At 66.7% G+C, this 26,087-nt stretch carries 25 protein-coding genes; 14 read left to right on the plus strand and 11 right to left on the minus strand.

Going from position 1 to position 26,087, the window contains the following annotated elements:
* Window positions 1-56: 56 nt before the first annotated feature.
* A complete protein-coding gene (locus ACSYHF_RS17435) occupies window positions 57-2,153 on the minus strand; it encodes a prolyl oligopeptidase family serine peptidase (protein ID WP_095378273.1) in 2,097 nt (698 codons plus the stop codon).
* Window positions 2,154-2,222: 69 nt separating this feature from the next.
* Window positions 2,223-2,522 carry a hypothetical protein gene (locus ACSYHF_RS17440; protein ID WP_095378272.1) on the minus strand — a complete coding sequence of 100 codons (300 nt, stop codon included), beginning with the start codon at window positions 2,520-2,522 and terminating at the stop codon, window positions 2,223-2,225.
* A 128-nt stretch (window positions 2,523-2,650) separates the two neighbouring features.
* Here ACSYHF_RS17440 and ACSYHF_RS17445 point away from each other — a divergent pair, with 128 nt between their 5' ends.
* The gene (locus ACSYHF_RS17445) at window positions 2,651-3,250 is read left to right on the plus strand and encodes a lipocalin family protein (RefSeq protein WP_005419460.1); all 600 of its coding nucleotides are present in this window, start codon (window positions 2,651-2,653) and stop codon (window positions 3,248-3,250) included.
* A 93-nt stretch (window positions 3,251-3,343) separates the two neighbouring features.
* On the opposite strand, the gene ACSYHF_RS17450 is transcribed toward ACSYHF_RS17445, so the two are convergent.
* From ACSYHF_RS17450 to ACSYHF_RS17460, 3 genes are all read right to left on the minus strand, one after another.
* Window positions 3,344-4,033, minus strand: a complete 690-nt coding sequence (locus ACSYHF_RS17450) for a methionine ABC transporter permease (protein WP_014038544.1) — start codon at window positions 4,031-4,033, stop codon at window positions 3,344-3,346.
* Window positions 4,030-5,037, minus strand: a complete 1,008-nt coding sequence (locus ACSYHF_RS17455; RefSeq protein WP_033834529.1) for a methionine ABC transporter ATP-binding protein — start codon at window positions 5,035-5,037, stop codon at window positions 4,030-4,032. The genes ACSYHF_RS17450 and ACSYHF_RS17455 overlap by 4 nt, the downstream gene beginning before the upstream one ends.
* Before the next feature lie 179 nt (window positions 5,038-5,216).
* Window positions 5,217-6,113: a DMT family transporter gene (locus ACSYHF_RS17460; protein WP_005419466.1), complete on the minus strand. Its 897-nt coding sequence runs from the start codon at window positions 6,111-6,113 to the stop codon at window positions 5,217-5,219.
* 143 nt (window positions 6,114-6,256) lie between these two features.
* On the opposite strand from ACSYHF_RS17460, the gene ACSYHF_RS17465 reads away from it, so the two are divergent.
* The 3 genes from ACSYHF_RS17465 (at window position 6,257) to ACSYHF_RS17475 (ending at window position 8,206) form a co-directional block, all read left to right on the plus strand.
* A complete protein-coding gene (locus ACSYHF_RS17465; protein WP_005419468.1) occupies window positions 6,257-6,739 on the plus strand; it encodes a YajQ family cyclic di-GMP-binding protein in 483 nt (160 codons plus the stop codon).
* 100 nt (window positions 6,740-6,839) lie between these two features.
* Window positions 6,840-7,406 carry a DUF1415 domain-containing protein gene (locus tag ACSYHF_RS17470; RefSeq protein ID WP_033834530.1) on the plus strand — a complete coding sequence of 189 codons (567 nt, stop codon included), beginning with the start codon at window positions 6,840-6,842 and terminating at the stop codon, window positions 7,404-7,406.
* Window positions 7,403-8,206: an SDR family oxidoreductase gene (locus ACSYHF_RS17475; protein WP_053497564.1), complete on the plus strand. Its 804-nt coding sequence runs from the start codon at window positions 7,403-7,405 to the stop codon at window positions 8,204-8,206. Before ACSYHF_RS17470 ends, ACSYHF_RS17475 begins: the two co-directional genes overlap by 4 nt.
* Before the next feature lie 102 nt (window positions 8,207-8,308).
* On the opposite strand, the gene ACSYHF_RS17480 is transcribed toward ACSYHF_RS17475, so the two are convergent.
* Window positions 8,309-10,339: a M3 family metallopeptidase gene (locus ACSYHF_RS17480; protein WP_329846015.1), complete on the minus strand. Its 2,031-nt coding sequence runs from the start codon at window positions 10,337-10,339 to the stop codon at window positions 8,309-8,311.
* A gap of 165 nt (window positions 10,340-10,504) precedes the next feature.
* Here ACSYHF_RS17480 and ACSYHF_RS17485 point away from each other — a divergent pair, with 165 nt between their 5' ends.
* Window positions 10,505-10,909 (plus strand): hypothetical protein, encoded by a 405-nt coding sequence (locus ACSYHF_RS17485; RefSeq protein ID WP_005419475.1) that lies wholly within the window; start codon window positions 10,505-10,507, stop codon window positions 10,907-10,909.
* Between the two features lie 161 nt (window positions 10,910-11,070).
* Here the strand turns inward: ACSYHF_RS17485 and ACSYHF_RS17490 are convergent, their stop codons facing one another.
* Entirely contained in the window at window positions 11,071-12,183 is a 1,113-nt protein-coding gene (locus tag ACSYHF_RS17490) for a PLP-dependent cysteine synthase family protein (protein ID WP_329846016.1), read from the minus strand.
* 125 nt (window positions 12,184-12,308) lie between these two features.
* Between ACSYHF_RS17490 and gloA the strand changes: the two genes are divergently transcribed.
* Both gloA and ACSYHF_RS17500 read left to right on the plus strand, forming a co-directional pair.
* On the plus strand, window positions 12,309-12,827 hold the full coding sequence (gloA, locus tag ACSYHF_RS17495) for a lactoylglutathione lyase (RefSeq protein WP_134955650.1): 519 nt from the start codon (window positions 12,309-12,311) through the stop codon (window positions 12,825-12,827).
* 95 nt (window positions 12,828-12,922) lie between these two features.
* Complete coding sequence (locus ACSYHF_RS17500) at window positions 12,923-13,351, plus strand: VOC family protein (RefSeq protein WP_019660719.1); 429 nt, start codon at window positions 12,923-12,925, stop codon at window positions 13,349-13,351.
* Window positions 13,352-13,418: 67 nt separating this feature from the next.
* Here the strand turns inward: ACSYHF_RS17500 and ACSYHF_RS17505 are convergent, their stop codons facing one another.
* Both ACSYHF_RS17505 and glmS read right to left on the minus strand, forming a co-directional pair.
* On the minus strand, window positions 13,419-13,850 hold the full coding sequence (locus tag ACSYHF_RS17505) for a CBS domain-containing protein (RefSeq protein WP_005411115.1): 432 nt from the start codon (window positions 13,848-13,850) through the stop codon (window positions 13,419-13,421).
* A 447-nt stretch (window positions 13,851-14,297) separates the two neighbouring features.
* The gene (glmS, locus tag ACSYHF_RS17510; RefSeq protein ID WP_447575852.1) at window positions 14,298-16,136 is read right to left on the minus strand and encodes a glutamine--fructose-6-phosphate transaminase (isomerizing); all 1,839 of its coding nucleotides are present in this window, start codon (window positions 16,134-16,136) and stop codon (window positions 14,298-14,300) included.
* Window positions 16,137-16,339: 203 nt separating this feature from the next.
* Here glmS and ACSYHF_RS17515 point away from each other — a divergent pair, with 203 nt between their 5' ends.
* From ACSYHF_RS17515 to ACSYHF_RS17545, 7 genes are all read left to right on the plus strand, one after another.
* Window positions 16,340-17,617 (plus strand): efflux RND transporter periplasmic adaptor subunit, encoded by a 1,278-nt coding sequence (locus tag ACSYHF_RS17515; protein WP_005419485.1) that lies wholly within the window; start codon window positions 16,340-16,342, stop codon window positions 17,615-17,617.
* 28 nt (window positions 17,618-17,645) lie between these two features.
* A complete protein-coding gene (locus ACSYHF_RS17520) occupies window positions 17,646-18,368 on the plus strand; it encodes an ABC transporter ATP-binding protein (protein WP_447575853.1) in 723 nt (240 codons plus the stop codon).
* 10 nt (window positions 18,369-18,378) lie between these two features.
* On the plus strand, window positions 18,379-19,677 hold the full coding sequence (locus ACSYHF_RS17525; RefSeq protein WP_005419489.1) for an ABC transporter permease: 1,299 nt from the start codon (window positions 18,379-18,381) through the stop codon (window positions 19,675-19,677).
* Window positions 19,678-19,697: 20 nt separating this feature from the next.
* A complete protein-coding gene (locus tag ACSYHF_RS17530; protein WP_005419491.1) occupies window positions 19,698-20,915 on the plus strand; it encodes an ABC transporter permease in 1,218 nt (405 codons plus the stop codon).
* A 16-nt stretch (window positions 20,916-20,931) separates the two neighbouring features.
* A complete protein-coding gene (locus ACSYHF_RS17535) occupies window positions 20,932-21,303 on the plus strand; it encodes a hypothetical protein (RefSeq protein ID WP_447575854.1) in 372 nt (123 codons plus the stop codon).
* Between the two features lie 123 nt (window positions 21,304-21,426).
* The gene (locus ACSYHF_RS17540) at window positions 21,427-22,773 is read left to right on the plus strand and encodes a sigma-54-dependent transcriptional regulator (RefSeq protein ID WP_447575855.1); all 1,347 of its coding nucleotides are present in this window, start codon (window positions 21,427-21,429) and stop codon (window positions 22,771-22,773) included.
* A complete protein-coding gene (locus ACSYHF_RS17545; RefSeq protein ID WP_053497583.1) occupies window positions 22,770-24,122 on the plus strand; it encodes a sensor histidine kinase in 1,353 nt (450 codons plus the stop codon). Before ACSYHF_RS17540 ends, ACSYHF_RS17545 begins: the two co-directional genes overlap by 4 nt.
* A gap of 56 nt (window positions 24,123-24,178) precedes the next feature.
* Here ACSYHF_RS17545 and ACSYHF_RS17550 read toward each other — a convergent pair whose 3' ends face one another.
* Window positions 24,179-24,712 carry a GNAT family N-acetyltransferase gene (locus tag ACSYHF_RS17550; RefSeq protein WP_095378267.1) on the minus strand — a complete coding sequence of 178 codons (534 nt, stop codon included), beginning with the start codon at window positions 24,710-24,712 and terminating at the stop codon, window positions 24,179-24,181.
* The gene (gene glmU, locus ACSYHF_RS17555) at window positions 24,681-26,048 is read right to left on the minus strand and encodes a bifunctional UDP-N-acetylglucosamine diphosphorylase/glucosamine-1-phosphate N-acetyltransferase GlmU (protein WP_065186211.1); all 1,368 of its coding nucleotides are present in this window, start codon (window positions 26,046-26,048) and stop codon (window positions 24,681-24,683) included. Before glmU ends, ACSYHF_RS17550 begins: the two co-directional genes overlap by 32 nt.
* Window positions 26,049-26,087 lie beyond the last annotated feature (39 nt).

The raw sequence follows: 26,087 nt of genomic DNA on the forward strand, positions 1-26,087 counted from the left end.
GTTGGCCCTACCGGATAAGGAAAAACGCCGCCCTGGGGCGGCGTTTTCCGTTCTGCTTACTTGCCGCCCAACCGCTCCCACAGGAAGCTGTAGGCCAGTGCCGACATGTGCGCGGCCTGCGCGTTGTTGGCGGCGCCGCCGTGACCCCCTTCGATGTTCTCGTAGTAGGTCACGTCCTTGCCGGCGTCGATCATCTTCGCCGCCATCTTGCGGGCATGGCCCGGGTGCACGCGGTCGTCGCGGGTCGAGGTGGTGAACAGCACCGGCGGGTAGTTCTTCTTCGCGTTGAACAGGTGGTACGGCGAGAAGGTCTTGATGAACTCCCAGTCACTGGTATCCGGGTTGCCGTACTCGGCCATCCACGAGGCACCCGCCAACAGGTGGCTGTAGCGCTTCATGTCCAGCAACGGCACCTGCACCACCACCGCACCGAACAGCTCCGGGTACTGGGTCAGCATGTTGCCGGTCAGCAGGCCACCGTTGCTGCCGCCCTGCACGCCCAGGTGCTTGGCGCTGGTGATCTTGCGCTTGACCAGGTCCCGCGCCACCGCGGCCATGTCTTCGTAGGCCTTGTGGCGGTTCTGCTTCAGCGCCGCCTGGTGCCAGCGCGGGCCGTACTCGCCGCCACCACGGATGTTGGCCACCACGTACACGCCGCCCTTCTCCAGCCAGGCGCGGCCCATGCCACCGGAATAGCTCGGGGTCAGCGAGATCTCGAAGCCACCGTAGCCGTACAGCAGCGTCGGATTGGAGCCATCGAGCTTCATCGCCCTGTCGTGCACCACGAAGTACGGCACGCGGGTGCCGTCCTTGCTGGTGGCGAAGTGCTGCTCGATCACCTTGCCCTTGGCGTCGAAGAAGGCCGGCATGGTCTTCAGTGTTTCCGGGGCCTGGCCGATCTCGGCCAGCGCCAGCGTGGTCGGGGTCAGGTAGTCGGTGGCGGTTAGCCACACCGCGTCGCTGTCATTGCTGTCCACTGCAGCCACGCCCAGCGTGCCGAAGGCAGGTGCGCCGACGAAGCGGCTCGTCTGCCAGCCGTTGGCGCCCGGGGTCAGCACCGACAGGCGGTTCTTGACGTCGTCCAGCACGTTCAGCACCAAGTGGCTTTTGGTCCAGGTGGCGCTGGCCAGCGAGGTGGTCGCGGTCGGGGTGAACAGCACCTCGAAGTCGCGCTTGCCGGCCAGGAAGTCGTCCAGCTTCGTCGCCAGCAGCGAACCGGACGCATAGGTCTTGCCGCCCACGGTCCACGGATCGCGCAGTTCCAGGGTCAGCCACTGCTTGTGCAGGCCCTTCTCGGCCGAGTTCGGCGCGTCGATCTTGGTCAGTGTGCCGTCGTCGCCACGCAGGTAGAGCTCGTTGTTGTAGAACGCCAGCGTGCGACTGACCAGGTTGCGCTCGAAGCCCGGGGTGTCATCGTGCATCGCCGCGATGTACATGTCTTCCGGCTTGCCTTCGTACACCGTCGTGGCCGAGGCCATCGGCGTGCCGCGCTTCCACAGCTTGGCCACGCGCGGATAGCCGGACGTGGTCATCGTGCCGGCACCGAAGTCGGTGTAGACGAACACGGTGTCGCGATCGACCCAGTTGAGGCCCCCCTTCGACTCCGGGCGGAAGAAGCCGTCCTTGATCCAGGTCTTGTTGGCCAGGTCGAACTCGCGGGTGACGTCGGCGTCGGCGCCGCCGCGCGACAGCGCGATCAGGCAACGGCTGTAATCCGGGCGCAGGCAATCGGCACCGTGCCAGACCCAGTTCTCACCCTCGGCCTTGTTCAGTGCATCCAGGTCCAGCACGGTCTCCCACTGCGGCGACGCCTTGCGGTACTCGGCCAGGGTGGTGCGCCGCCACAGGCCGCGCTCGTGCTGCTGGTCCTTCCAGAAGTTGTAGTAGTAGTCGCCGATCTTCTGCACGCCCGGAATCTTGGCATCGGAGTCGAGCACCTCGCGGATGCGGGTCTCCATCTGCTTGAAGGCCGGGGTCTGCGCCAGGCGCGCCTCGGACTTGGCATTCTGTTCCTTGACCCAGGACAGCGGCTTGTCGCCGGTGACGTCCTCCAGCCAGGCGTAGCGGTCGGTATCCTCAGCGGCCACGGCGGTCCCCACCGAGGCAGCGGTCATCATGCCGGCCAACAGGCAGGCGGAAGCGAGTCGTGACATTGCAGCTCCAGGCAGTCATAAGCCGTGGAACGCTAGCACGGAATGCCGCGGCCTCCCCCGTGTCGAAGGTCAGGCCGTGGCCGCCGGGCCGCGCCGGCGACGCGCCTGTCCACCGGTACGCCGCACCTTTGCCGGCCCCGACAGGCGCGGCAGCGGGAAGCGCAGCAGCGCCCACCAGGCCGCGAGCGGCATGCCGATCAGCCACATCGGCAGCCAGCCCAACCACGCGCTGCTGCCACGTGCCGCTGGCCAGACCAGTACCAGCGCCAGTCCGGCCAGCGCCAGTTGCCGCACGCCACGCAGCAGGCGCGGGTCGGCGCGTTCGATGATGCGTTCAGTTGCAGGGTGACGGACGGAACGTGTGTTCATGGGCCTTCTCCGGTAGACAATGCAACACAGCTTGGGCAAGCCCCTTCTCACAGATTGCGACACCATTGACGGATCGCGCACGCTCAGTCGACCATGCTCAGGCAAAGCCCTCCTGAGCCCGCTCCCGCATGACTTCGATCCGCCCGCTCTGCGCCGTGTTGCTGGCCCTGTCCCTGGCGGGCCCCGCCATGGCGGTCGGTGAGCCGCCATCACCCCGTGCCAGCGTCCCGCGCGCCGATCCGGATGCCCCGATCGACCTCAAGCGCTTCATGGGCACCTGGTACGTGATCGGCCGCGTGCCGAACTTCATCGAACGCGGGCACGTCGCCAGCGTCAACGAGTACGAGTTGCGCGACGAGCACAAGGTCGGCATCACCTACCGCTACCGCGACGGCTTCGGCGAACCCCTGCAGGAGATCCGTGCACGCGCCAGCGTCGACCCGGACAGCGGCAACCACGGCTGGCGCACCTGGTTCTACCGCGTGGTGCCGACCCACTCCCGGGTGCTGGACGTCGCCCCGGATTATTCGTGGGCACTGATCGGCTACCCGGGCCGTGAGATGGCCTGGATCTTCTCGCGCACGCCGGACATGGACAAAGCGCTGTACAAGGAGCTGGCCGAGCGCCTGCGCGACGAGTACGGCGTGAACACCGACAAGCTCAAGCGCGTGCCGCAGCATCCGGAACAGGTCGGCAAGCTGGGCTACGAAGTACCGAACGCGCGTTGACCGCACGTGGAATTGCCGGCCAGCGGCCGGCACTACCGTTTCCAGGCAATGGGGTAGAGCCGGCCGCTGGCCGGCTACCAGCAGGCGTAGCGGTTACTTGCGGCTGTAATGCGCGACCAGGCGGTCGCCGAGCATCTGCAGCAGCTGCACCAGGACCAGCAGCAGGACCACGGTGACCAGGGCCACGTCGGTGTGCGAACGCTGGTAACCGTCGCGGAACGCCAGATCGCCCAGGCCGCCGGAACCGATGGCGCCGCCCATCGCGGTGAAACCGATCAGCGCGACGGTGGTCACCGTCGCACCGGCGATCAGGCCCGGGCGCGCTTCCGGCAGCAACACGCGGGTAACCAGCTGCCAGGTAGTGGCGCCCATTGCCTGGGTAGCTTCGATCACGCCGCGGTCAACCTCGCGCAACGCGGTCTCGACCAGGCGCGCATAGAACGGTGCGGCACCAATAACCAGCGGCACAATCGCACCACGCACGCCCAGCGACGTCCCCATCAGGAACAGGGTGACCGGAATCAGCACGATCATCAGAATGATGAAAGGCACTGAACGCAGCAGGTTCACCACCAGCGCCAGCACGCCATAGGCGAACGGCCGGCGCTTCATCTGCGGTGCGCCGAACAGGTACAGCAGCACACCCAGCGGCAGGCCGATGGCCAGGGTCAGCGGCAGCGAACCGAGCAGCATCAGCAGGGTGTCGATGGTGGCCTGGCCGATGTCGGCCCACTTGCCCGCATCCAGGTGGCGGAAGAAGCCGCCGGCAGTAGCGATGATCATCGACGCAGTTCCTCAACATGCACGCCGGCGGCCACGAACGCGGCCTGCGCGGCGGACTGGTCGCCGCCCACCAGGGCGACCACCAGCTGGCCATACGGGGTGTCCTTGATCCGGTCGATGCGGCCGGACAGGATGTTGTAGTCGACCCCGGTCTGCCGCGCGACACTGCCGAGCAGGGGTTCGTAGGTGTCGCCACCGAGGAAGGTCAGGCGCACGATACGGCCGCCAACGGCATCGAAATCACGGTGCAGCGCCCCCTCGTCCACATGCTCCGACTCACTGACGAAACGGCGGGTGGTCGGATGCTGCGGGTGCAGGAACACCCGGGTGACCGGACCGGTTTCGACCATCTGGCCGGCATCGAGCACCGCAACGCGGTCGCAGACACGGCGGATCACGTCCATCTCGTGGGTGATCAGCACAATGGTCAGGCCGAGCTCGCGATTGATCTTTGACAGCAGCGACAGCACCGAAGCGGTGGTCTGCGGATCGAGCGCACTGGTGGCCTCGTCGCACAGCAGGATCTGTGGACGGGTCGCCAGCGCGCGGGCGATACCGACGCGCTGCTTCTGGCCACCGGACAGCTGCGCCGGATACTTCTGCGCATGCGCTTCCAGGCCCACGGTCTGCAGCAGCTCGGCCACGCGCGCGTCGATTTCCGTCTTCGGCGTGCCGGCCAGTTCCAGCGGGAAGGCGACATTGCCCGCCACCGTGCGCGACGACAGCAGGTTGAAGTGCTGGAAGATCATGCCGATGCGCCGACGCAGCGCGCGCAGGCCGTCCGCGTCCAGCGCGGTGACATCCTCACCACCGATCAGCAGCCGGCCACCGCTGGGTTCTTCCAGGCGGTTGATCATGCGGATCAGGGTCGACTTGCCGGCGCCGGAATGGCCGATGATGCCGAAAACCTCACCGGCCTCGATGGTCAGGTCCAACGGTTGCAGCGCGCTGATCTCGCGGCCGGCAACGGCATAGGATTTGTGCAGGCGCTGGAACTCGATCACGGGCGTGGCTCACCGGCTGGGTGACGGAAGGGGGCGTGCAGCCTACCAGCGCAGGCGGTCGCGCGCCCGCGCCATGGGCCAGAATGTTATTCCTTTTGGTTCTAACGTACCTGCTCCGGCGCGGGTTCCGGGGTCGGATCCCCGCAGGGGCTCTGACCCCGCTTCCCGGCCAAACCAGTTCAGGGATGATCCAGCGGCTTCGGTGGTTCCTGCCGGTTGACCCGCTCGCGGTGCAGCAGGTAAAGCCCCGAAGCCACGATGATCGCCGCGCCCACCCAGGTATAGCCATCGGGCAGCTGGCCCCAGAAGGCCAGGTCCCAACCGATCACCCAGACCAGCCCGCTGTACTCCAACGGCGCGATCATCGAGGCCTCGCCCAGCTGGAAGGCCCTGGTCAGGGCGATCTGGCCCAGCGCCCCGGCCAGGCCCATGCCACCGATCAGCGGCGCATGTGCCAGCTGCAGCGGCACCCAGCCGGGTAGGGCCAGCAGGCCGGCACCGATGGCCATGATCACCAGGAACCAGACCACCATCGACTGCGAGGTATCGGTGCGGGTCAGCAGGCTGACCGTGATCGCCGCAATGGCATAGGCGGTGGCCGCGGCCAGCACCATCAGCCCCGGCACCGAGATGAAGCCATCGACGCCCGGCCGCAGCACCACCAGCACGCCGACCAGGCCAATCCCGATGGCGACCCAGCGCCGTGGCCCGACCCGCTCGCCCAGCAGCGGCACCGACAATGCGGCGATCAGCAGCGGGGCCACGAAATAGATGGTGTAGGCAGTGGACAACGGCAGGTCGCGCAGGGCGAACACGAAGCAGCCGATCATCGCCATGCCCAGCGCACCACGCAGCAGGTGCAGCCCCCAGCGGCGCGGCACCAGCGAACGCGGCCCGGCGCTGGCCAGCACCCAGACCAGCACGAACGGCAACGAGGCCGCGCCGCGCAGGAAGGTTACTTCCAGGGTGGGGTAGCTGGCCGACAGCTGCTTCATGCCAGCATCCATCAGCGAGAAGCAGGCGACCGCAGCGACCATCCAGGCCACCGCGCGAGAGGGGGAGCGTTGCACGTTCATGGCCCATTATCGCCCGGTCGTCGCATTCTGTAGAGCTCGGCCGCTCTTCAAAAAGCAGCCGAGCGTGGGCTCGGTTCTACAAACGGCGGGCATGGGGCCCTCGCGATAGAATGGCTGCCACTGAATCCTGCGGAGCATCGCCCATGCCTTCCTTCGACGTCGTGTCCGAAGTCGACACCCACGAACTGACCAACGCCATCGACCAGGCCAACCGCGAACTGGCCACCCGCTTCGATTTCAAGGGCGTGGATGCCAAGTTCGAACGCGATGGCGATGTGATCAACCAGTTCGCGCCGACCGAATTCCAGCTCAAGCAGATGAACGACATCCTGCGTGCACGCCTGGCCGCGCGCGGCATCGACGTGCTCAGCCTGGAGTTCGGCGACATCGAGACCAACCTGGCCCAGGCCCGGCAGAAGATCACCGTCAAGCAGGGCATCGAGCAGAAGATCGCCAAGAAGATCGCCGCTGCGCTGAAGGAAGCCAAGCTGAAGGTTGAAAGCCAGATCAATGGCGACAAGCTGCGCGTGCAGGGCAAGAAGCGCGACGACCTGCAGGACGCCATCGCCGTGCTCAAGGCCGGCAAGTTCGAGTTGCCGCTGCAGTTCAACAATTTCCGCGATTGATCTGGCCGCCGGGCATGGCCCGGCGCCGGCACCTGCGGTACGACGGCGCGTTGCCAGCGACGCGCCTACAATGTCCGCCCCGCCAGCCGACGTGCCCGCCATGACCGACGCCCAACTGCCCACCGAGGACCCGATCGCCGCCACCCGCCTGTGGCTGGAACGCATCGTCATCGGCCTGAACCTGTGCCCGTTCGCCAAGGCGGTCTACGTGAAGGATCAGGTCCGCATCGTGCTCAGCGATGCGACCACGACGGAAGCCCTGGTTGAGCAGCTGGCCGAGGAACTGGTCCTGCTGCGTGATACGCCGGCCGAGCAGATCGATACCACGCTGATCGTGCATCCGCAGGTGCTGACCGATTTCCTCGACTACAACGACTTCCTCGACAACGCCGACGCGGCGATCGAGGCGCTGGACCTGCAGGGCATCCTGCAGGTGGCCAGCTTCCATCCGGATTACCAGTTCGAGGGCGTGGCTGCCGACGACGCCAGCAACTACACCAACCGCGCGCCCTTCCCCACCCTGCACCTGCTGCGCGAAGACAGCGTGGCGCGCGCGGTGGACGTCTATCCGGATCCGGATGTGATCGTCGAGCGCAACATCCAGACCCTGGACCGCATCGGCGTGGACGGCTGGCATCGCCGCCTGCGTGGCGAAGACCTGTCGTGAGCACGGTACCGCCGATTGCCGCTTGGCCGGCCGCGCCGCTGTCGGGCAAGGTGGTGCTGGTCACCGGCGGTGCCAACGGCATCGGCCGTGGCATCGCGCAGGCCGTGCTCGGCGCCGGTGGCCGCGTGCTGATCGGCGACCTCGACATGGAGGCCGGCGAGGCGTGCCTGGCGGAATGGCAGCGTGGTGAGGATGCCGTGTTCCAGCGCCTGGATATCACCGACGAAGCCAGCGTGCGCGCCTTCATCGCCGTGGCCCTGCAGCGTTTCGGCCGCATCGACGGGCTGGTCAACAACGCGGGGATTGCCAGCCCGCACGGCACGCTGCTGCAGGACATGGACTGGGACGAGTGGCAGCGCCGGCTGTCTTCGCTGCACGGCGCGTTCCTGTGCAGCAAGCATGCGTTGCCGGCGCTGACCGCCAGCGCCGCCGGTGCGATCATCAACATCGCCTCGACCCGCGCCTGGCAATCCGAAGCACACAGCGAAGCCTATGCCGCAGCCAAGGGCGGGCTGGTGGCCTTCACCCATGCGCTGGCGATCAGCAGCGGCCCGGCGGTGCGGGTGAACAGCATCAGTCCCGGCTGGATCGGCACCTGCGAGTGGCAGGCACCCTCACGGCGACACGCACCGGAGTATTCGGCCACCGACCATGCGCAACACCCGGTCGGCCGCGTCGGCCAGCCGGAGGACATCGGTGCGTTGGCCGTATACCTGCTGTCATCACTGTCCGGTTTCAGCACCGGCCAGGATTTCATCGTCGACGGCGGCATGACCCGGAAGATGATCTACGCCGAATGACCCGCCACCGGTAGTGCCGGCCGCTGTCCAGCATTCCGGTAGAACCACGCCATGCGTGGATGGCGGTGAAGTGCCAACCAAGGTTGGCACCTACCCGACGCCTTACGCCATGCCCGAGTGGCGAAGCAGCGCATCGATCTGCGGAGCACGGCCGCGGAAGGCCTTGAAGTTGTCCGCCGCCGGGCGGCTGCCACCGCGCGACAGGATCTCATCACGGAAGCGTGCACCGGTTTCAGCCAGTGCCTGCGGCGCTTCCTCGAAAGCGGCATAGGCGTCGGCGCTGAGTACCTCGGCCCACTTGTAGCTGTAGTAACCCGCGGCGTAACCGCCCGCAAAGATGTGGCTGAACTGGTGCGGGAAGCGGTTCCAGGCCGGCGGGTGGTTCACCGCCACTTCCGCGCGCACGCGGTCCAACAGTGCCAGCACGCTGTCCTGCGCTGGTTCGAACTGGCTGTGCAGCAGCATGTCGAACAGGCCGAACTCCAGCTGGCGGACGGTGGCCATGCCGCTGTGGAAGTTGCGCGCGGCCAGCATGCGCTCGTACAGCGCGCGCGGCAGCGGCTCGCCACTGTCCACGTGCGCGGTCATCGCCTGCAGGTGATCCCATTCCCAGCAGAAGTTCTCCATGAACTGGCTGGGCAGCTCCACCGCATCCCATTCCACGCCGTTGATGCCGGCGACGCCCAGTTCGCCGATGCGGGTCAGCAGCTGGTGCAGGCCGTGGCCCATCTCATGGAACAGCGTGGTCACTTCGTTGTGGCTGAAGGTGGCCGGCTTGCCGTTGGCACCGCGGCCGAAGTTGCACACCAGGTAAACCAGCGGCGTCTGCACGCTGCCGTCGGTGCGCACGCGACGGTTGCGGCAATCATCCATCCACGCCCCGCCGCGCTTGCCCTCGCGGGCGTACAGGTCCAGGTAGAACTGGCCAACCAGCGCACCCTGCGCATCGACCAACCGGAAGAAGCGCACATCCTCGTGCCACACCGGCGCGCTGTCCTCCTGCACGCGCAGGCCGTACAGCAGCTCGATCACCGAGAACAGGCCGCCCAGTACCTTCGGCTCGGTGAAATACTGCTTCACCTCCTGCTCGGAATAGCTGTAACGCGCCTGCTTCAGACGGTCGGCGGCGAAGGCCAGGTCCCAGGCCTGCAGGCTGTCGATGCCGAGCTGTTCGCGCGCGAACTGCTCCAGCTCGGCGCGGTCCCTGGCGGCGAACGGCTTGGCGCGCGCAGCCAGGTCACGCAGGAAACCGAGCACTTCGGCCGGGTCCTGCGCCATCTTGGTCGCCACCGAGTAATGGCCGTACGAATCGAAGCCGAGCAACGCAGCCAGTTCGGCGCGCAGGGCAAGGATGCGGTCGATGTTGCCGCTGTTGTCCAGTGCGTCATCGCCGAATTCGGACGCACGCTGGGCGCTGGCGCGGTACAGGATCTCGCGAAGGTCGCGGTCCTCGCCCCAGGTCTGCACCGGCAGGTAGCACGGCATCTGCAGGGTCAGTTTCCAGCCGGTCTTGCCGTCCTTCTGTGCTGCGGCATGCGCGGTGGCCTTCACATCATCAGGCAGGCCCTTCAGCCGCGCTTCGTCTTCGATGATCAGCGACCAGGCATCGGTGGCGTCGAGCACGTTCTGCGAGAACTTCGCCGACAGCGCCGACAGTTCTTCCTTGATCGCAGCAAAACGCTGCTGCGCCTCGGGCGCCAGCTCGGCGCCTCCCAGGCGGAAGTCGCGCAGGGTGTTGTCCAGCACCTTGCGCTGGGCTTCATCGAAATGCGCCGCCTCCGGGCTGGCGGCCAGCGCCTGGTACTGGCGGTAAAGCGCCAGGTTCTGCCCCAGCACACTGGCGAAGCGGGTCACCCGCGGCAGGTTGCTGTTGTAGGCCTCGCGCAGCTCCGGGGTGTTGACCACGCCCTGCAGGTGGCCGACCAGGCCCCAGGCGCGCCACAGGCGCTCGGTGGCATCGTCCAGCGGGGTCACGAAGGTCTGCCAGGTGACCGGCTGCACCTGCTCGGCTGCGCTGACGGCGGCTTCGGCCTCGGCCAGCAGCACATCCAGCGCCGGCGCCACGTGCTCGGGGCGGATCGCCTCGAAGCGCGGCAGGCCGGAAAAATCGAGCAGGGGGTTGGCAACGGTCACGGCAGGTCTCCAGAGTACGGGCCCGGCAGGCGGGCAGCCCGGTAGATATGGCGCTGCCAGGCATCGCTGACAAGGGGGCACGGCATTCACATCGGCCTTACGCGCGCCCCCCGAAGCTCTGGGTGCGGGGGAGTCCGCAGCGGCACGTACCGAACGAGGCCCCACATGGAAGGTCTGGCTGCAGTTGCATCCGCCTCACCGGCGCGGTCGCTGGCACTGTCTGCCAGCGCGGCCGAACTGGCCTGGATCGCCGCGCTGTGCGATGCCGGCGACGACGCCCCGCGCCACCTGCAGCAGTTGCAGGCGGTGCTGCAGCAGGGCGGCACGTTCAATGAAAGCCAGGAGTGGTACCCGTTCGAAGTAGTCGAGCGCGGCGCCAGCCAGCTGCAGCTGGGCCATGAGCGCGAGTTCGTGATCTGCGTGTTGCTGTGGTTGCAGGCATTGGCCCAGGGCCGCGCCAGCATCCTGGATCCCACCCTGCACCTGGATGACCGTGCGATGGACATCGAGGCGTTGCCTGATGCGCTTCGCGACGCGGTGCTCGATGCCTTCACCGCGGCGGGATATTGAGACGCCCCGGCGACCGGGTGGAGTCGACTTTCGCGCGCAGCGCGGGATTTTCGCGACCTGAACGTAGAGCAGTCGACTAACAGTCGACTCTACCAATCGACGCACGCCTCTGCGGTGCCCCCTGGCATCGCCAGCATGGCCCGGCGCGAGCTTCGTCCGTGCTACAGCGCTTCCAGGCTGCACCATGGCAGCTCGGGGAAGCCCTGCCCGGCCACCGCAGCGGCCAGCTGTGCATCGGCGCCGTCGACATCGATGCCCTGGCGCAGGTACCACGCCGGGTCGTAATAGCTCTGCGCGTAGCGTTCGCCGCTGTCGCACAGGATGCTGACGATGCTGCCCTGGTGGCCCGCCTCGCGCATCCATTGCGCGGCCTGCAGCACGCCGATGAAGTTGGTGCCGGTGGAGCCACCGACGCGGCGGCCGAGCTGGCGGCTGACATGGCGCATCGCGGCCAGGCTCAGCGCGTCGGGTACCTTGACCATCGCATCGACGCTGGTCGGGATGAAGCTCGGCTCCACCCGTGGCCGGCCGATGCCCTCCACGCGCGAACCACCACTGCAGGTCAGGTCGCGCCAGTCCTGTCCACCGGCCACAGCGGCCCGGTAGCCGTCGAAGAACACCGACACTTCCGGGTCCGCGCACAGGATGCGGGTATCGTGGCGGCGGTAGCTGACATAGCGGCCCAGGGTGGCGGCGGTACCGCCGGTGCCGGGGCTGCACACGATCCATTCCGGAACCGGGCTGGGCTCTTCGGCCATCTGCTTGAAGATGGACTCGGCGATGTTGTTGTTGGCACGCCAGTCGGTCGCGCGCTCAGCGTAGGTGAATTGGTCCATGAAGTGGCCACCGGTTTCACGGGCCAGCTTTTCCGAATCACAGTTGAGGTCGCAGGCACGTTCGACCAGGTGGCAGCGGCCGCCTTGGAACTCGATCGCGGCGATCTTTTCAGGCGAGGTGGTGGCCGGGATCACTGCAATGAACGGCAGGCCGAGCAGGCGCGCGAAATAGGCTTCGGACACCGCCGTCGAGCCGCTGGACGCTTCGATCACCGGTCGCCCTTCGCGCAGCCAGCCATTGGCCAGCGCATACAGGAACAGCGAGCGCGCCAGCCGGTGCTTGAGGCTGCCGGTGGGATGGCTCGACTCATCCTTCAGGTACACATCGATGCCCTCGAACCCGGGCAGCGCCAGCGGGATCAGGTGGGTATCGGCGGAGCGGTTGAAATCGGCTTCAATCTTGCGGATGGCGGCGGCCACCCATTCACGCTGCGACATGGCGGGCAATCGTTGTCAGGACGGAACGGTGCGATCCGGCCATTGTACGTCGCGGTACCGTCAGGTGCTGGCCGGTAGAATGCCCCCATCCGGCCGGCAACGGCCCTGTCTGAAGGACCTCCCCCATGACCATTCCCGCCCTGCGCGATGTCCCCGGCGTCGCCGCCCAGGCCCCGGCCGAAACCACCGGCTTCGTGTTCAACCACACCATGCTGCGTGTGAAGGACATCACCGCCTCGCTGGACTTCTACACCCGCGTGCTCGGCTACCAGCTGATCGACAAGCGCGACTTCCCGGAGGCCCAGTTCAGCCTGTACTTCCTGGCCTACGTCCCTGCCGGCGTGGTGGTACCGGAAGACGACAGCCAGCGCCGCGTGTGGATGGCCGGCCTGCCGGGCGTGCTGGAACTGACCCATAACCACGGCACCGAAACCCAGGACGGTGCGGTCTATCACGACGGCAACAGCGACCCGCGCGGCTTCGGCCACATCTGCGTGTCGGTGCCGGACATCGAGGCGGCCTGCCAGCGCTTCGAGGACCTCGGGGTAACCTTCCAGAAGCGACTGACCGACGGCCGCATGAAGAACCTGGCCTTCATCAAGGACCCGGACGGCTACTGGGTCGAGATCATCGCCAACGTCTGACCCCGAAAAGGGGACGGAGGGGATTAAGCCGTTTCTGGCACTATTGTGCTGGAAGCGACTTAATCCCCTCCGTCCCCTTTTTCTGTGAGGTTCGTATGGAAACGATGGAACTGCACCGTGGCCGCCTGATCGACCACATCCAGCTGGTGGTGCGTGACCTGGCCGCCAGCCGCCGCTTCTACCAGGCAGTGTTCGATACGATCGGCATCCCACTGGGCGGCGAAGGGCCAGACTTCTTCTGGGCCGACGAGCTGTTCATTTCCAGTGCCAGCAGCCGTGCCGCCGCCGGCCAGCTGACCGGCCGCCACCATCTCGCCTTCCAGGCCCGCGACAGCGCCACCGTTGATGCCTTCCACACTGCCGCGATCGCCGCCGGCGGTACCGACAATGGCGCGCCAGGCGAACGCCCCTACCACCCGGGCTACTACGGCGCCTTCGTGCTCGACCCCGATGGCAACAACATCGAAGTGGTCTATCACGGGCCGGCGAACTACAGCGCCGATTCGGTGAAGGTCACTTTCTGATATCACCGGCGCCGTGAACGAAGAAGCCGGGCAATGCCCGGCTTCTCTGCATCCAGCGCTGCGGCCCTCAGTGGGCGGCCATGTAGATGTCCTGCAGCACCGCCTTTTCCAGTTCCAGCTCGCCCAGCAGGTTCTTCACGATATCGCCCAGGCTGAGGATGCCGACCAGGCGAGTGCCTTCAGTGACCATCAGGTGACGGCGCCGCGAGTACGTCATCAACGACATGGCCTGTTTCAGCGTGGCTTCCGGCGCAATGCCCTCCAGACCGGTGGACGGCAGGCTGGAAATCACCCGGCGGCCGGCCTGCGGGCCGTCGTCGGCCAGGGTGCGCACGATGTCCTTCTCGGAAATGATGCCGACCGGGGCATCGTCCTTCATCACCACCAGCGCAGCGATCCTGTTCGCGCTCATCTTGTGGGCGGCGGCACCGATCGTGTCTTCGGCATCGATGGTGATGACAGCTTCTTTCTTGGATTGCAGGAGTTCGCGGACGTTCATTCTTGTTTCCTGGTGCAGGTCACTGAAGTCAAAAAAGTGTGCTCTTCCGATACGCCCCCTCCCCGGGAACAGACCTTTCAGCGCACGTCTGGCGCACCCGGCTGCCGCTTGGAATGGCTCGGCAGACGACGTGCTGCAACGCCAACGAGGCGGGTTCAACGACTCAACCCGAACCTCGGCCAGATCGATTCTACGACTGCGACCCTCGGTCACTACCGGCATCGATAGGACAGTTCGTCGTGGGAACCAACTGACGATCCAGAGAATGGCACCGCGGCTGAAACCGCCGCTGAATACAGGCGGCTTCGCGCATTAAAGAATGACTACCTGCTGCCGACGACGGACAGAACGCCCGGCGGCTGTCCCACTTCGCACTGCGTCCGGCACAAACGAAAGGGGCCTCGCAGGCCCCTTTCGCATGCAGCATCCCACAGCTCCGGGAATGCCTTACTCCACCGTCACGCTCTTGGCCAGGTTGCGCGGCTTGTCCACGTCGGTGCCGCGCGCCAGCGCGGTGTGGTAGGCCAGCAGCTGCACCGGGATGGTGTGCACGATCGGGCTGAGCACGCCCGCATGGCGCGGCGTGCGGATCACATGTACGCCTTCGGACTCATTGAAGTTGCTGTCCTGGTCGGCGAACACGAACAGCTCGCCACCACGCGCACGCACTTCCTGCATGTTCGACTTCACCTTCTCCAGCAGGCTGTCGTTGGGGGCGATCACCACCACCGGCATGTCCTCGTCCACCAGCGCCAGCGGACCATGCTTCAGCTCACCGGCCGGGTAGGCCTCGGCGTGGATGTAGGAGATTTCCTTGAGCTTGAGCGCGCCCTCCAGCGCGATCGGGTAATGCAGGCCGCGGCCAAGGAACAATGCGCTGCTCTTGCGCGTGAAACGCTCGGCCCAGGCGGCGATCTGTGGCTCCATGTTCAGCGCGTGCTGCACGCTGCCCGGCAGGAAGCGCAGCTGTTCCAGATAGTCCGCTTCCTGCGCCGCGTCGATGCGGCCATGCAGCTTGCCCAGCACCACGGTCAACTGGAACAGCGCGGCCAGCTGGGTGGTGAAGGCCTTGGTCGAGGCCACGCCGATCTCGGCGCCGGCGCGGGTGTAGCAGACCAGTTCGCTGGCGCGCGGAATCGCACTTTCCGGCACGTTGCAGATCGACAGCGTGTGCTTGTGGCCCAGCGATTTGGCGTACTTCAGCGCTTCCATCGTATCCAGCGTTTCGCCGGACTGCGAGATGGTCACGATCAGATGCTTGGGGTTCGCGTAGGCCGCGCGATAGCGGTACTCGCTGGCGATTTCCACGCTGCACGGCAGGCCGGCGATGGCCTCGATCCAGTAGCGCGCGGTCAGGCCCGAGTAGTAGCTGGTGCCGCAGGCGATGATCTGCACGCCTTCGATGCCCGACAGCACCGCTTCGGCGTTCTTGCCGAACAGCCCGGCCGGGAAACCACCGGCATCGATCGCCGCCTCGATGGTGTCGCCCAGCGCGCGCGGCTGCTCGTGGATTTCCTTCTGCATGAAGTGGCGGTACGGGCCCAGCTCCAGCGATGCCAGCGACACGTCGGACAGATGCACATCGCGCTCGACCGGCTGGTCGTGCTCATCGAAAATGCGCACGCCGTCGCGACGGATCTCGGCGGTGTCGCCCTCTTCCAGGAAGATCACCTTGCGCGTGGCCGAGATCACGGCCGAGACGTCGGAGGCGACGAAGTTCTCTCCCTCGCCCAGGCCGACCAGCAGCGGGCAGCCCATGCGCGCGCAGACGAAGCGCTCCGGCTCGGCGCGGCTGACCACGGCCAGCGCGTAGGCACCGGTCAGCTCCTTCACCGTGTGCTGCAGCGCCACCAGCAGGTCGTCGCCGCCCTTCAGATGATGGTGGATCAGGTGCGCGATGACCTCGGTGTCGGTCTGCGATTCAAACGTGTAGCCCAGCGCGCGCAGCTTCTCGCGCTGCTCTTCGTGGTTCTCGATGATGCCGTTGTGCACCAGGGCCACACCGTGGCTGATGTGCGGATGTGCATTGGCCTCGGTGACACCGCCGTGGGTGGCCCAGCGGGTGTGGCCGATGCCCAGCACCGCATTGAAGCCCTCGGCCTCGGCCGCCGTGGCCATTTCCGACACTCGACCGGTACGACGGACGCGACGGACTTCGGGGCGCTCGGCGTGGTCGATCACTGCGATGCCCGAGGAGTCGTAACCACGGTACTCGAGCCGCTTCAGGCCTTCGATCAGTACCGGCACCACATCGCGATCAGCGATTGCACCCACGATTCCACACATGTCACGCGATTCCTTGGAGACGATCGGCGCATTCTAGCCCGCCTGCCTGGCTTCCCCCTCCTGTCCGCTTAATGAAAGTGTCCGGAAAGGTGTCCGCGGACACCCGGACACTCCCCCGAAATCCCCAACCCCTTGACCTGAAAGGAAATAAAGTTGGCACGCTACGTGCTTGGTATTGGCTACCACCGTCAGGCACGCACCCGATGATCCGCGACACTTCCGCACAGGACCAGATCGTTTCCTCCGCCCCGGCCGGCACCACCCGCGCAAGCTGGCATCGCTACCGCTGGCCGGCGCTGGGCGCCATTGCGCTGCTCGCCGGCATCGGCTGGGCGGTCCATGCCTGGTCCAATGCCAGCCGCTCCTTCGACAGCAGCCGCGTGCGCATCGCCGAGGTGAAGCGGGGCGACCTGGTCCGTGACATCGCCGCCGACGGCCGCGTGATCGCCGCCAACAGCCCGATCCTGTACGCGATCTCGGCCGGCACCGTGGACCTGAAGGTCGTCGCCGGTGACGTGGTCAAGAAGGGCCAGGAGCTGGCGATCATCGACAGCCCGGAACTGCGCAGCAAGCTGGCCCAGGAACAGGCAACGCTGGCCGGCCTGGAAGCCGAGGCCAGCCGCGCCGCGCTGGACGCGACCCTGGCCCGTGCCAAGTCACGCAAGGAAACTGACCAGGCCACCATCGAACGCCAGGCCGCCGACCGCGACCTGCAGCGCTACCAGCGCGGCTACGACGGCGGTGCGGTGCCGCAGATCGACCTGGCCAAGGCGAAGGACTCACTGAAGAAGGCCGACATCACCCTGGCCAACGCCACCACCGACGCGCGCCTGCAGAGCCAGGGCGCCGACCTGGATGCCCGCAACAAGCGCCTGCTGGCCGACCGCCAGAAGGCCGTGGTGGCCGAAGTGCAACGCCAGGTCGATGCACTGACCCTGCGCGCCCCGTTCGATGGCCAGGTCGGCCAGGTCCAGGCGGTGCAGTCCACCAACCTGGCCGCCAACGCGCCGGTGCTGGGCGTGGTCGACCTGTCCAAGTTCGAGGTCGAGATCAAGGTGCCGGAGAGCTTCGCCCGCGACCTGGCGATCGGCATGCCGGCCCAGCTGACCGGCGGCAACGGCCAGCCGTTCCCGGGCGAGATCAGCGCGGTATCACCGGAAGTCGTCAACGGCGAGGTCAACGCCCGCGTGCGCTTCGCCAGCGCGCAGCCGGAAGGCCTGCGCCAGAGCCAGCGGATGTCGGTGCGCGTGCTGCTCGATACCCGCAAGAACGTGCTGAAGGTCGAGCGCGGCCCGTTCGTCGAACAGGGCAACGGCATGGCCTACGTGATGGATGGCCGCACCGCCGTGCGCCGCCCGGTGGAACTGGGCGTCAGCAGCCTGGGCGAAGTGGAAATCAAGTCGGGTGTGCAGCCGGGCGACCGCATCGTGGTCTCCGGCAGCGACCTGTTCAAGGACGCCGAACGCGTCTCCGTCAACTGATACCTGAATCCTGGAGAGAGGACACCCCATGTACATGCTCGAAATGCGTTCGGTCGCCAAGGTCTTCCGCACCGAACAGGTGGAAACCCACGCGTTGCGCTCCCTGGAACTGCAGGTCAAGGAAGGCGAGTTCGTCGCCGTCACCGGCCCGTCCGGTTCCGGCAAGACCACCTTCCTCAACATCGCCGGCCTGCTGGAAACCTTCACCAGCGGCACCTACGTGCTCGACGGCCAGGACGTGAGCACGCTGGGCGATGATGCGCGCAGCCGCCTGCGCAACCAGAAGATCGGCTTCATCTTCCAGGGCTTCAACCTGATCCCCGACCTCAACCTGTTCGACAACGTCGACGTGCCGCTGCGCTATCGGAAGATGAGCGCCAACGAACGCCGCGAACGCATCGAGAAGGCGCTGACCCAGGTCGGCCTGGGCTCGCGCATGAAGCACTACCCGAATGAGCTGTCCGGCGGTCAGCAGCAGCGTGCGGCGATCGCGCGTGCACTGGCCGGCAGCCCGCGCCTGCTGCTGGCCGACGAACCGACCGGCAACCTGGATACGCAGATGGCGCGCGGCGTGATGGAACTGCTGGAGGAGATCAACGCTGCCGGCACCACCATCGTGATGGTCACCCACGATCCGGAACTGGCCGCGCGCGCGCAGCGCAACGTGCACATCGTCGACGGCCAGGTCACCGACCTGGTGCGCGAGCCGGTGCTGGCCACGCCGCGCCACATCGTCGCCGTCAACGAGTGAGGGCATTCCCATGTTCGCCTACTACGCCCGATTGGCGGTACGCAGTTTCCGCCGCAACAAGGTCCTGACTGCGCTGATGGTGGTGGCCATCGCCCTCGGCATCGGTGCCTCGATGACCACCCTGACCGTGTTCCACGTGCTGTCCGGCGACCCGATCCCCGGCAAGAGTGACCGGCTGTTCTATGTGCAGCTCGATGCCGCGACCGGCGCCTATGTCGCGGGCGAGGAGCCGGAAACACAGTTGACCCGCTTCGACGGTGAAGCCCTGCTGCGCGAAGCCAAGGGCGAGCGCCAGGCGCTGATGAGCGGCGGCGGCGGCACCATCGAACCGGACAACAGCACCCTCAAGCCCTTCAGCATCGACACCCGCTGGACCTCGGCCGATTTCTTCCCGATGTTCGAGGTGCCCATGCAGTACGGCCGCCCGTGGACGCGCGAGGACGACGAAGGCCGCGCACGCGTGGTGGTCATCTCCAAGGCGCTCAACGACAAGCTTTACCAGGGCGCCAACAGCGTAGGCCGCGACCTGCGCATGGAAGGCCAGAGCTACCGCATCGTCGGCGTGATGAAGGAGTGGAGCCCGGAGCCGCACTTCTACGACCTGACCACCGGCAGCTACGGCAAGAACGAGGACCTGCTGCTGCCGATTTCCACGTCCTTCGACCTGAAACTGGGCAGCAACGGCAACATGAACTGCTTCGGCGAAAATCCCGACGGCAACAGCTACTCGCTCAATGCGCCGTGCGCGTGGCTGCAGTACTGGGTGGAGATGGACCCGGCCAAGGCCGCCGACTACCGCCGCTACCTGGAGAACTATTCGAGCCAGCAGCGCCAGGCCGGCCGCTTCAAGCACCCGCCGAACGTGCGCCTGCGCACCGTGATGGAATGGCTGGACTTCAACGGCGCGGTGCCCAGCGATGTGCGCCTGCAGCTGTGGCTGGCACTGGGTTTCCTGGGGGTCTGCCTGGTCAACACGGTGGGCCTGCTGCTGGCCAAGTTCCTGCGCCGCAGTGGTGAGATCGGCGTGCGCCGCGCACTCGGTGCCAGCCGTGGCCAGATCTTCTTGCAGTGCCTGGTGGAAGCCGGCGCGGTCGGCGTGGTCGGGGGCGTGCTGGGCATCGGCCTGGCCCTGCTGGGCCTGTTCGCGGTGCGCCAGCAACCGGTGGAGTACGCAAAGCTGGCCCACCTGGACGGCAACATGCTGCTGCTTGCGCTGGGCTTGACCCTGTTCGCCAGCCTTGCCGCCGGTTTCCTGCCTGCCTGGCGCGCCATGCAGGTCACTCCGGCCATCCAGCTCAAGTCGCAGTAAGCACCCGAACGAGGACTCCCATGGACATCCGCCCCATCCTCAGCACGCTGCGCCGGCACAAGACTGCCGCTGCCCTGATCGTGCTGGAAGTCGCACTGACCTGCGCCATCGTCTGCAACGCGCTGTTCCTGGTCAGCCAGCGCGTGGAGAAGATCAGCATGCCCAGCGGCATCGCCGAGAACGAACTGGTGATGCTCCGCGTCAGCGGCATCGGCAAGCAGACCGATGCCATGGCCCGCACCCGTGAGGACCTGGCGTCATTGCGTGCGCTTCCCGGCGTCAGCAACGTCACCATCATCAACCAGGTGCCTTTCCGCAACGGCTCGTCCAGCAGCAGCATCTCGCGGGAGATCGACCAGGAACGGCCGACCACCAACGCCTCGATGTACACCCTGTCCGAGAACGGGCTGGCCACGATGGGCATCAACCTGATCGCCGGCCGCGATTTCCTGCCCGGTGAGTACCAGAACTTCGAAGACGCCAGCAAGGGGGGCGCCAAGGAAAACGCCATCCCGGTCATCCTCACCCAGGCCACCGCCGCCAAGATGGAACCCAACGGCAGCGCGCTGGGCAAGACCTACTACATGGGCAAGCAGCCGCTGCATGTGGTCGGCATCGTCGACACGCTGAGCACGCCCAACGGCTGGAATGACAACTGGACGAACTCCATGCTGCTGCCCATGCGGCGCACCTTCGACGAGGGTGGCACCTATGTGCTGCGCACTTCGCCGGAACGCCGCCAGGAGGTGCTTGACGCGGGGGCTGCTGTACTGGAGCGCAATGACCCCAACCGGCTGATGCGCGACAAGCTGACCTATGAAGACCAGCGCAAGGACTTCTTCAAGAACGACCGCGCGATGGTTGGCCTGCTGATCACCGTCAGCGTCTCGCTGCTGGTGGTCACGGCACTGGGCATCATCGGCCTGGCCAGCTTCTGGGTGCAGCAGCGCAGCAAGCAGATCGGCATTCGCCGTGCGCTGGGCGCCACCCGCGGCCAGATCCTGCGCTACTTCCAGACCGAGAACTTCCTGCTGGCCTCGCTGGGGATCGTGCTGGGCATGCTGGCAGCCTACGCGATCAACCTGGCACTGATGAACCTCTACGAGCTGCCACGCATGCCCCTGTACTACCTGCCGCTGGGCGCGCTTCTGCTGTGGGTGCTGGGCCAGATCGCGGTGTTCGGGCCGGCCCGGCGCGCGGCAGCGGTCCCGCCCGCAGTCGCCACGCGGGGCGCGTGAGGTGCGTGCCTGCCGAATGCTGTTGATGGCACTGCTGCCACTGCCGGCGCTGGCCGGCGGTGGCAGCTCGCAGACGCTGGAATGGCGCCAGGATGATGCCCGCCTGGCGCTCCGTTCGACCGAGGGCCAGGTACGGGTGGAAGCCGTGCGTCCGGAAGCCCGCTTCGGCGTGCGCAGCGGCGACCGCATCCTGCGCTTGGACGATACGGCCGTGCGGCGGATCGAGCATCTTGCCGATGCACTGCGGCATTCCAGTGCCCCGACTGCGTACCTGTTGCTGCGCCGCGACGAACGCGAGCTCACCGTCCCGGTGGACGCCACTTCGTGGCGGCTGGCGCTGGCCGCTCCGCCACCGCCGGCACCACCGCCTCCACCAGCGCGGCGCTGAAACCAGCCCGCCCTCGTCGCCACGGCTTTGGCTATGCTTGATGGGTGGCGCCGGGCTCTCCCGGCGTATGGATACGAACACGGCTCCATCGGCGCCGCCCATCCCTTTCTGCAGAACTGCTTGATGCCTTCGATCCTGATCATCGACGACAACGCCAGCGTGCGCACCGCGCTGGACGTGCTGTTCTCCCTGCATGACATCGACACCCTGCAGGCGCAGAGCCCGGCCGAAGGGCTGGCCCTGCTCGAGTCGCAGCCGGTCGACCTGGTGATCCAGGACATGAATTTCAGCGAGGACACCACCTCCGGCGAAGAAGGCGAAGACCTGTTCGCACAGATCCGCGCACGCCACCCGGACCTGCCGGTGATCCTGCTCACCGCCTGGACCCACCTGAGCAGCGCGGTGGACCTGGTCAAGGCCGGTGCCGCCGACTACCTGGCCAAGCCCTGGGACGACCGCAAGCTGCTGACCACGGTCAACAACCTGCTCGAGCTGTCCGAGGCGCGGCGCGAGCTGGACCGCCGCCGCAGCCGTGAGCTGCGCCAGCGCAATGCGCTGGAAGAAAAGTACGAGCTGTGTGGTGCGGTCTTCGCCGATCCGGCCAGCGAGCGCGTCATTGCCCTGGCCTGCCAGGTCGCGCGCTCCGACCTGCCGGTGCTGATCACCGGTCCCAATGGTGCCGGCAAGGAGAAGATCGCGCAGATCATCCAGGCCAACTCGCTGGTGGCCAAGGGCCCGTTCATCACGGTCAACTGCGGCGCCCTGCCCTCGGAACTGATCGAGGCCGAACTGTTCGGTGCCGAAGCCGGCGCATATACCGGCGCCAACAAGGCACGCGAGGGCAAGTTCGAAGCCGCCGACGGCGGCACGCTGTTCCTGGATGAGATCGGCAACCTGTCGCTGGGCGGCCAGATGAAGCTCCTGCGTGTGCTGGAAACGGGGCGCTTCGAGCGTCTTGGCTCCAATCGCGAGCGCCAGGTCAAAGTCCGCGTGGTCAGCGCGACCAATGCCGACCTGCCGGCGATGATCCGCGACGGCACCTTCCGCGAAGACCTGTACTACCGCCTCAATACGGTGGAACTGGTACTGCCACCATTGGCCGAGCGCCCGGGCGACATCGTGCCCCTGGCCGAGCGCTTCCTGACCGCCGGCAAGCCACTTTCCAGCGCCGCCACCGCGGCCTTGCAACGGCACCCCTGGCCCGGCAACGTGCGCGAACTGCGCAACGTGATCCAGCGGGCCGAGCTGCTGGCGACCGGCAACCGCATCGAAGTGGCCGACCTGAACCTGCCGCGTGCCGCACCTGCACCGCGACCGGCAGCCAGTGCCGGCAATGATCCTGACCGTGCGCGCATCGAGGATGTGCTGGCGCGCAACCACGGCGTCATCGCCCAGGCCGCCGCCGAACTCGGCCTGAGCCGCCAGGCACTGTACCGGCGCATGGACCGGCACGGCATCCCACGCGAATGAAACGGCGCTCGTTCACCTTCCGCCTGTTCCTGCGCCTGCTGCCGGTGCTGGCGCTGGCCGCCGCGTTGCCGTGGCTGCTGGCCTACTGGATGGACCATGGCTGGGTGGTGACCACGGTGTCGGCGCTGATCCTGCTGTCGCTGATGTGGTGGACCCTGCGCCGTGCAACCGCGCCGGTACGTTCATTGATGCGCGCATTGGCCGGCACCACCAGCAGCTACCGCGACGGTGAGTACAACTTCGGTGTGTACTGGCCAGGCAACGACGAACTGGGTGACCTGGTGCAGGCGCACCGCGAACTGGGCGACGTGCTGCGCGAGCAGCGGCAAGGCCTGGTGCAGCGCGAACTGCTGCTGGACACCATGGTACAGAACACCCCGGTGGCGATGCTGCTGATTGCTTCCGGCGGCGATGGCATCGCCCGCGTGGTGTTCTCCAACCTGGCCGCGCGCAAGCTGCTGCATGGCGGCTGGAAGCTGGAAGGCCAGCGCCTGGAAGAGGTGCTGGAACAGGTGCCGGTGGAGCTGCGCGATGCCATCGCCCGTGGCGGCGACAGCCTGTTCGCGGTGCATGCGGAAGGCGAAGACGGCGATGAGGACGACGAACAGGTCTATCACCTCTCACGCCGATCTTTCCAGCTCAACGGCCGCCCGCACGACCTGCTGCTGGTACGCCTGCTCACCGCCGAACTGCGCCGCCAGGAAGTGCAGACGTGGAAGAAGGTGATCCGGGTGATCAGCCACGAGCTCAACAACTCGCTGGCGCCGATCGCCTCGCTGGCCCATTCCGGCGGCGTGCTGGTACAGCGCGAGCGCTTCGATCGGCTGCCGGAGATCTTCACCACCATCGAAGACCGCGCGCGCCACCTGGAAGGCTTCATCCGTGGCTATGCGCGCTTCGCCAAGCTGCCGCAACCGCAACTGCAGACCGTGCACTGGGCACCCTTCCTGTCCAGCCTGCGCCAGCAGATTCCGTTCGGCATGGAACGTGAACCGGACGAGGAACTGAGCAGCCGGATCGACATCGCGCAGTTCGGGCAGGCGCTGTTGAACCTGCTGAAGAACGCGCATGAAGCCTGTGCCGAAGCCGATCCGCCCAATGATGACGTGCAGGTGCAGCTGACGCGGTTGCCGCAGTGGCTGCGCCTGGATGTGCTGGACCGTGGCAAGGGCATGAACGAGCAGGTGCTGCAGAACGCGCTGATGCCGTTCTATTCGACCAAGCGCAACGGTACCGGGTTGGGACTGGCACTGACCCGCGAGATCGTGGAGGCACACGGTGGGCGGGTGTCGCTGCAGAACCGCGGTGATGGCGGGCTGTGCGTGTCGATCCTGTTGCCGGTGGGGTGAGCGGGCCAATCGGGTAGATCCACGCCATGCGTGGATGTGCCGACCAAGGTCGACACCTACCAGACCCGCCGCATCGCCACCCGCAGGTGCATCGGAAACCCGAGCGCAGCCTCTTCGGCCATGACGGCGCGCAGGCCATCGTTCCACTCCGCCTCCGGCACTTCAACGAACCCTTCGCTGGCGTAGAAGGCTGCATTCCACGGCACATCGCTCAAGGTGGTCAGCACCGCTGCAGCAAAGCCAGTGGCCCTGGCCTGCGCCAAGGCATGCCGCAGCAATGCACGGCCATGGCCACGACGCGCGTGCGCTGGATCCACATCCATCTGCAGGACATGGAACTCGCCTGCCAGGTCGCCGGCCAGCAGGTAGCCGGCAACACCGCCGGCGGCGCCATCCACCACCCACAGCTGCCCACGCTCAAGGCCTTCCTGCAGCGTCGGCAGGTCCAGGCCGTGGCTGGCAAACACCGGATAGGCCTCGTGACCCCTCAGCAGTTCGCCGGCACGTTGTTCGATCGCCGGCAGCACACCCAGCTCATCGGTGCGCGGAACCCGTGGCTCAGGACTTCTTGACCGGGCGCTTCCAGCCATCGATGGTTTCCTGTCGTGCACGTGCCAGCGTCAGCTTGCCGTCCGGCGCGGTGCGGGTGATGACCGACCCGGCAGCGATGGTCGCGCCCTCGCCGATGGTGATCGGTGCCACCAGCGAGCTGTTGGAGCCGATGAAGGCGTTGTCGCCGATGGTGGTGGTCGACTTGTTCACGCCATCGTAGTTGCAGGTGATGGTGCCGGCACCGATGTTCACCCTGCTGCCGATCACCGCGTCACCCAGGTAGGTGAGATGGTTGGCCTTGCTGCCGACGCCGAGGGTGACCTTCTTGGTTTCGACGAAGTTGCCGACGTGTACGCCATCGGCCAGCACGGTACCCGGCCGCAAGCGTGCGAACGGGCCGATCTGCGCGGCACCTTCGGTCACCACGCCTTCCAGGTCGCAATGCGCGCGCACTTCGGTGCCGGGCCCCAGGTTGACGTCCTTCAGCCGGTTGAACGGGCCTACGGTAACGCCGTCACCGAGCACGACGTTGCCTTCAAGAACAACGTCGACATCAATCAGTACATCGCTGCCCACGGTGACGGTGCCACGAATATCCAGTCGTGCCGGGTCACGCACGCGCGCGCCCTGAGCGCACAGTGCACGCACCGCACGGCGCTGCCAGGCGCGCTCCAGCTGCGACAGCTGCCATGGATCATTCGCCCCCTCGGCCTCCTGTGCATCGGCGACCAGGGCCATCTCGGCCGGGGTGTACTCATGCGCGGCGAACGCGAACACATCGGTAAGGTAGTACTCGCCCTGCGCATTGCTGTTGGACAGCTGCGACAACCAGCGGCGCAGCGCGGTCGACTCTGCGGCGATGATGCCGGTGTTGATCGTGCGCACGCGCAGCTGGTCGTCGGTGGCGTCCTTCTGCTCGACGATGGAGCCCACCTTGCCCTCTGCATCGCGCAGCACCCGGCCGTACCCGGTCGGGTCATCGACATCGGCCACCAGCACTGCCAGCCGGCCCGGCTGCGCCAGCAGGTCGCGCAGGGTCTGCGCGCGGATCAGCGGCACATCGCCGTACAACACCAGCACCTGCGCAGCGTCGGGAACCTGCGGCATTGCCTGCGCCACTGCGTGGCCGGTACCGAGCTGCTGGACCTGTTCGGCCCACTGCAGGTCGGGCTGGCCGGCGAAGTACTGACGCACCGCCTCGCCACCATGGCCGTAAACCACGTGGATGGCCGCCGGCTGCAGCTCGCGGGCCGTATCGATCACGTGCGCCAGCATCGGCTGGCCGGCGATCGGCTGCAGCACCTTCGGCAGCACCGACTTCATGCGCTTGCCGGCGCCGGCGGCGAGGATGATGACGTGCAGGGCTTGGGTCATGGGAGCAGCAGTCCGTAGTTCGTTGCCGGTGATTCTAGA

It is taken from the genome of Stenotrophomonas maltophilia group sp. P373, assembly GCF_053295075.1.

Coding starts and splice junctions, on each gene's coding strand:
- glmU (WP_065186211.1), bottom strand. CDS start 26,048: ATGACCCAAGCCCTGCACGTCATCATCCTCGCCGCCGGCGCCGGCAAG.
- ACSYHF_RS17465 (WP_005419468.1), top strand. CDS start 6,257: ATGCCTTCCTTCGACGTCGTGTCCGAAGTCGACACCCACGAACTGACC.
- ACSYHF_RS17535 (WP_447575854.1), top strand. CDS start 20,932: ATGCTGTTGATGGCACTGCTGCCACTGCCGGCGCTGGCCGGCGGTGGC.
- ACSYHF_RS17485 (WP_005419475.1), top strand. CDS start 10,505: ATGGAAGGTCTGGCTGCAGTTGCATCCGCCTCACCGGCGCGGTCGCTG.
- gloA (WP_134955650.1), top strand. CDS start 12,309: ATGACCATTCCCGCCCTGCGCGATGTCCCCGGCGTCGCCGCCCAGGCC.
- ACSYHF_RS17435 (WP_095378273.1), bottom strand. CDS start 2,153: ATGTCACGACTCGCTTCCGCCTGCCTGTTGGCCGGCATGATGACCGCT.
- ACSYHF_RS17505 (WP_005411115.1), bottom strand. CDS start 13,850: ATGAACGTCCGCGAACTCCTGCAATCCAAGAAAGAAGCTGTCATCACC.
- ACSYHF_RS17530 (WP_005419491.1), top strand. CDS start 19,698: ATGGACATCCGCCCCATCCTCAGCACGCTGCGCCGGCACAAGACTGCC.
- ACSYHF_RS17445 (WP_005419460.1), top strand. CDS start 2,651: ATGACTTCGATCCGCCCGCTCTGCGCCGTGTTGCTGGCCCTGTCCCTG.
- ACSYHF_RS17440 (WP_095378272.1), bottom strand. CDS start 2,522: ATGAACACACGTTCCGTCCGTCACCCTGCAACTGAACGCATCATCGAA.
- glmS (WP_447575852.1), bottom strand. CDS start 16,136: ATGTGTGGAATCGTGGGTGCAATCGCTGATCGCGATGTGGTGCCGGTA.
- ACSYHF_RS17490 (WP_329846016.1), bottom strand. CDS start 12,183: ATGTCGCAGCGTGAATGGGTGGCCGCCGCCATCCGCAAGATTGAAGCC.
- ACSYHF_RS17500 (WP_019660719.1), top strand. CDS start 12,923: ATGGAAACGATGGAACTGCACCGTGGCCGCCTGATCGACCACATCCAG.
- ACSYHF_RS17550 (WP_095378267.1), bottom strand. CDS start 24,712: ATGGCTGGAAGCGCCCGGTCAAGAAGTCCTGAGCCACGGGTTCCGCGC.
- ACSYHF_RS17460 (WP_005419466.1), bottom strand. CDS start 6,113: ATGAACGTGCAACGCTCCCCCTCTCGCGCGGTGGCCTGGATGGTCGCT.
- ACSYHF_RS17540 (WP_447575855.1), top strand. CDS start 21,427: ATGCCTTCGATCCTGATCATCGACGACAACGCCAGCGTGCGCACCGCG.
- ACSYHF_RS17470 (WP_033834530.1), top strand. CDS start 6,840: ATGACCGACGCCCAACTGCCCACCGAGGACCCGATCGCCGCCACCCGC.
- ACSYHF_RS17525 (WP_005419489.1), top strand. CDS start 18,379: ATGTTCGCCTACTACGCCCGATTGGCGGTACGCAGTTTCCGCCGCAAC.
- ACSYHF_RS17545 (WP_053497583.1), top strand. CDS start 22,770: ATGAAACGGCGCTCGTTCACCTTCCGCCTGTTCCTGCGCCTGCTGCCG.
- ACSYHF_RS17450 (WP_014038544.1), bottom strand. CDS start 4,033: ATGATCATCGCTACTGCCGGCGGCTTCTTCCGCCACCTGGATGCGGGC.
- ACSYHF_RS17515 (WP_005419485.1), top strand. CDS start 16,340: ATGATCCGCGACACTTCCGCACAGGACCAGATCGTTTCCTCCGCCCCG.
- ACSYHF_RS17520 (WP_447575853.1), top strand. CDS start 17,646: ATGTACATGCTCGAAATGCGTTCGGTCGCCAAGGTCTTCCGCACCGAA.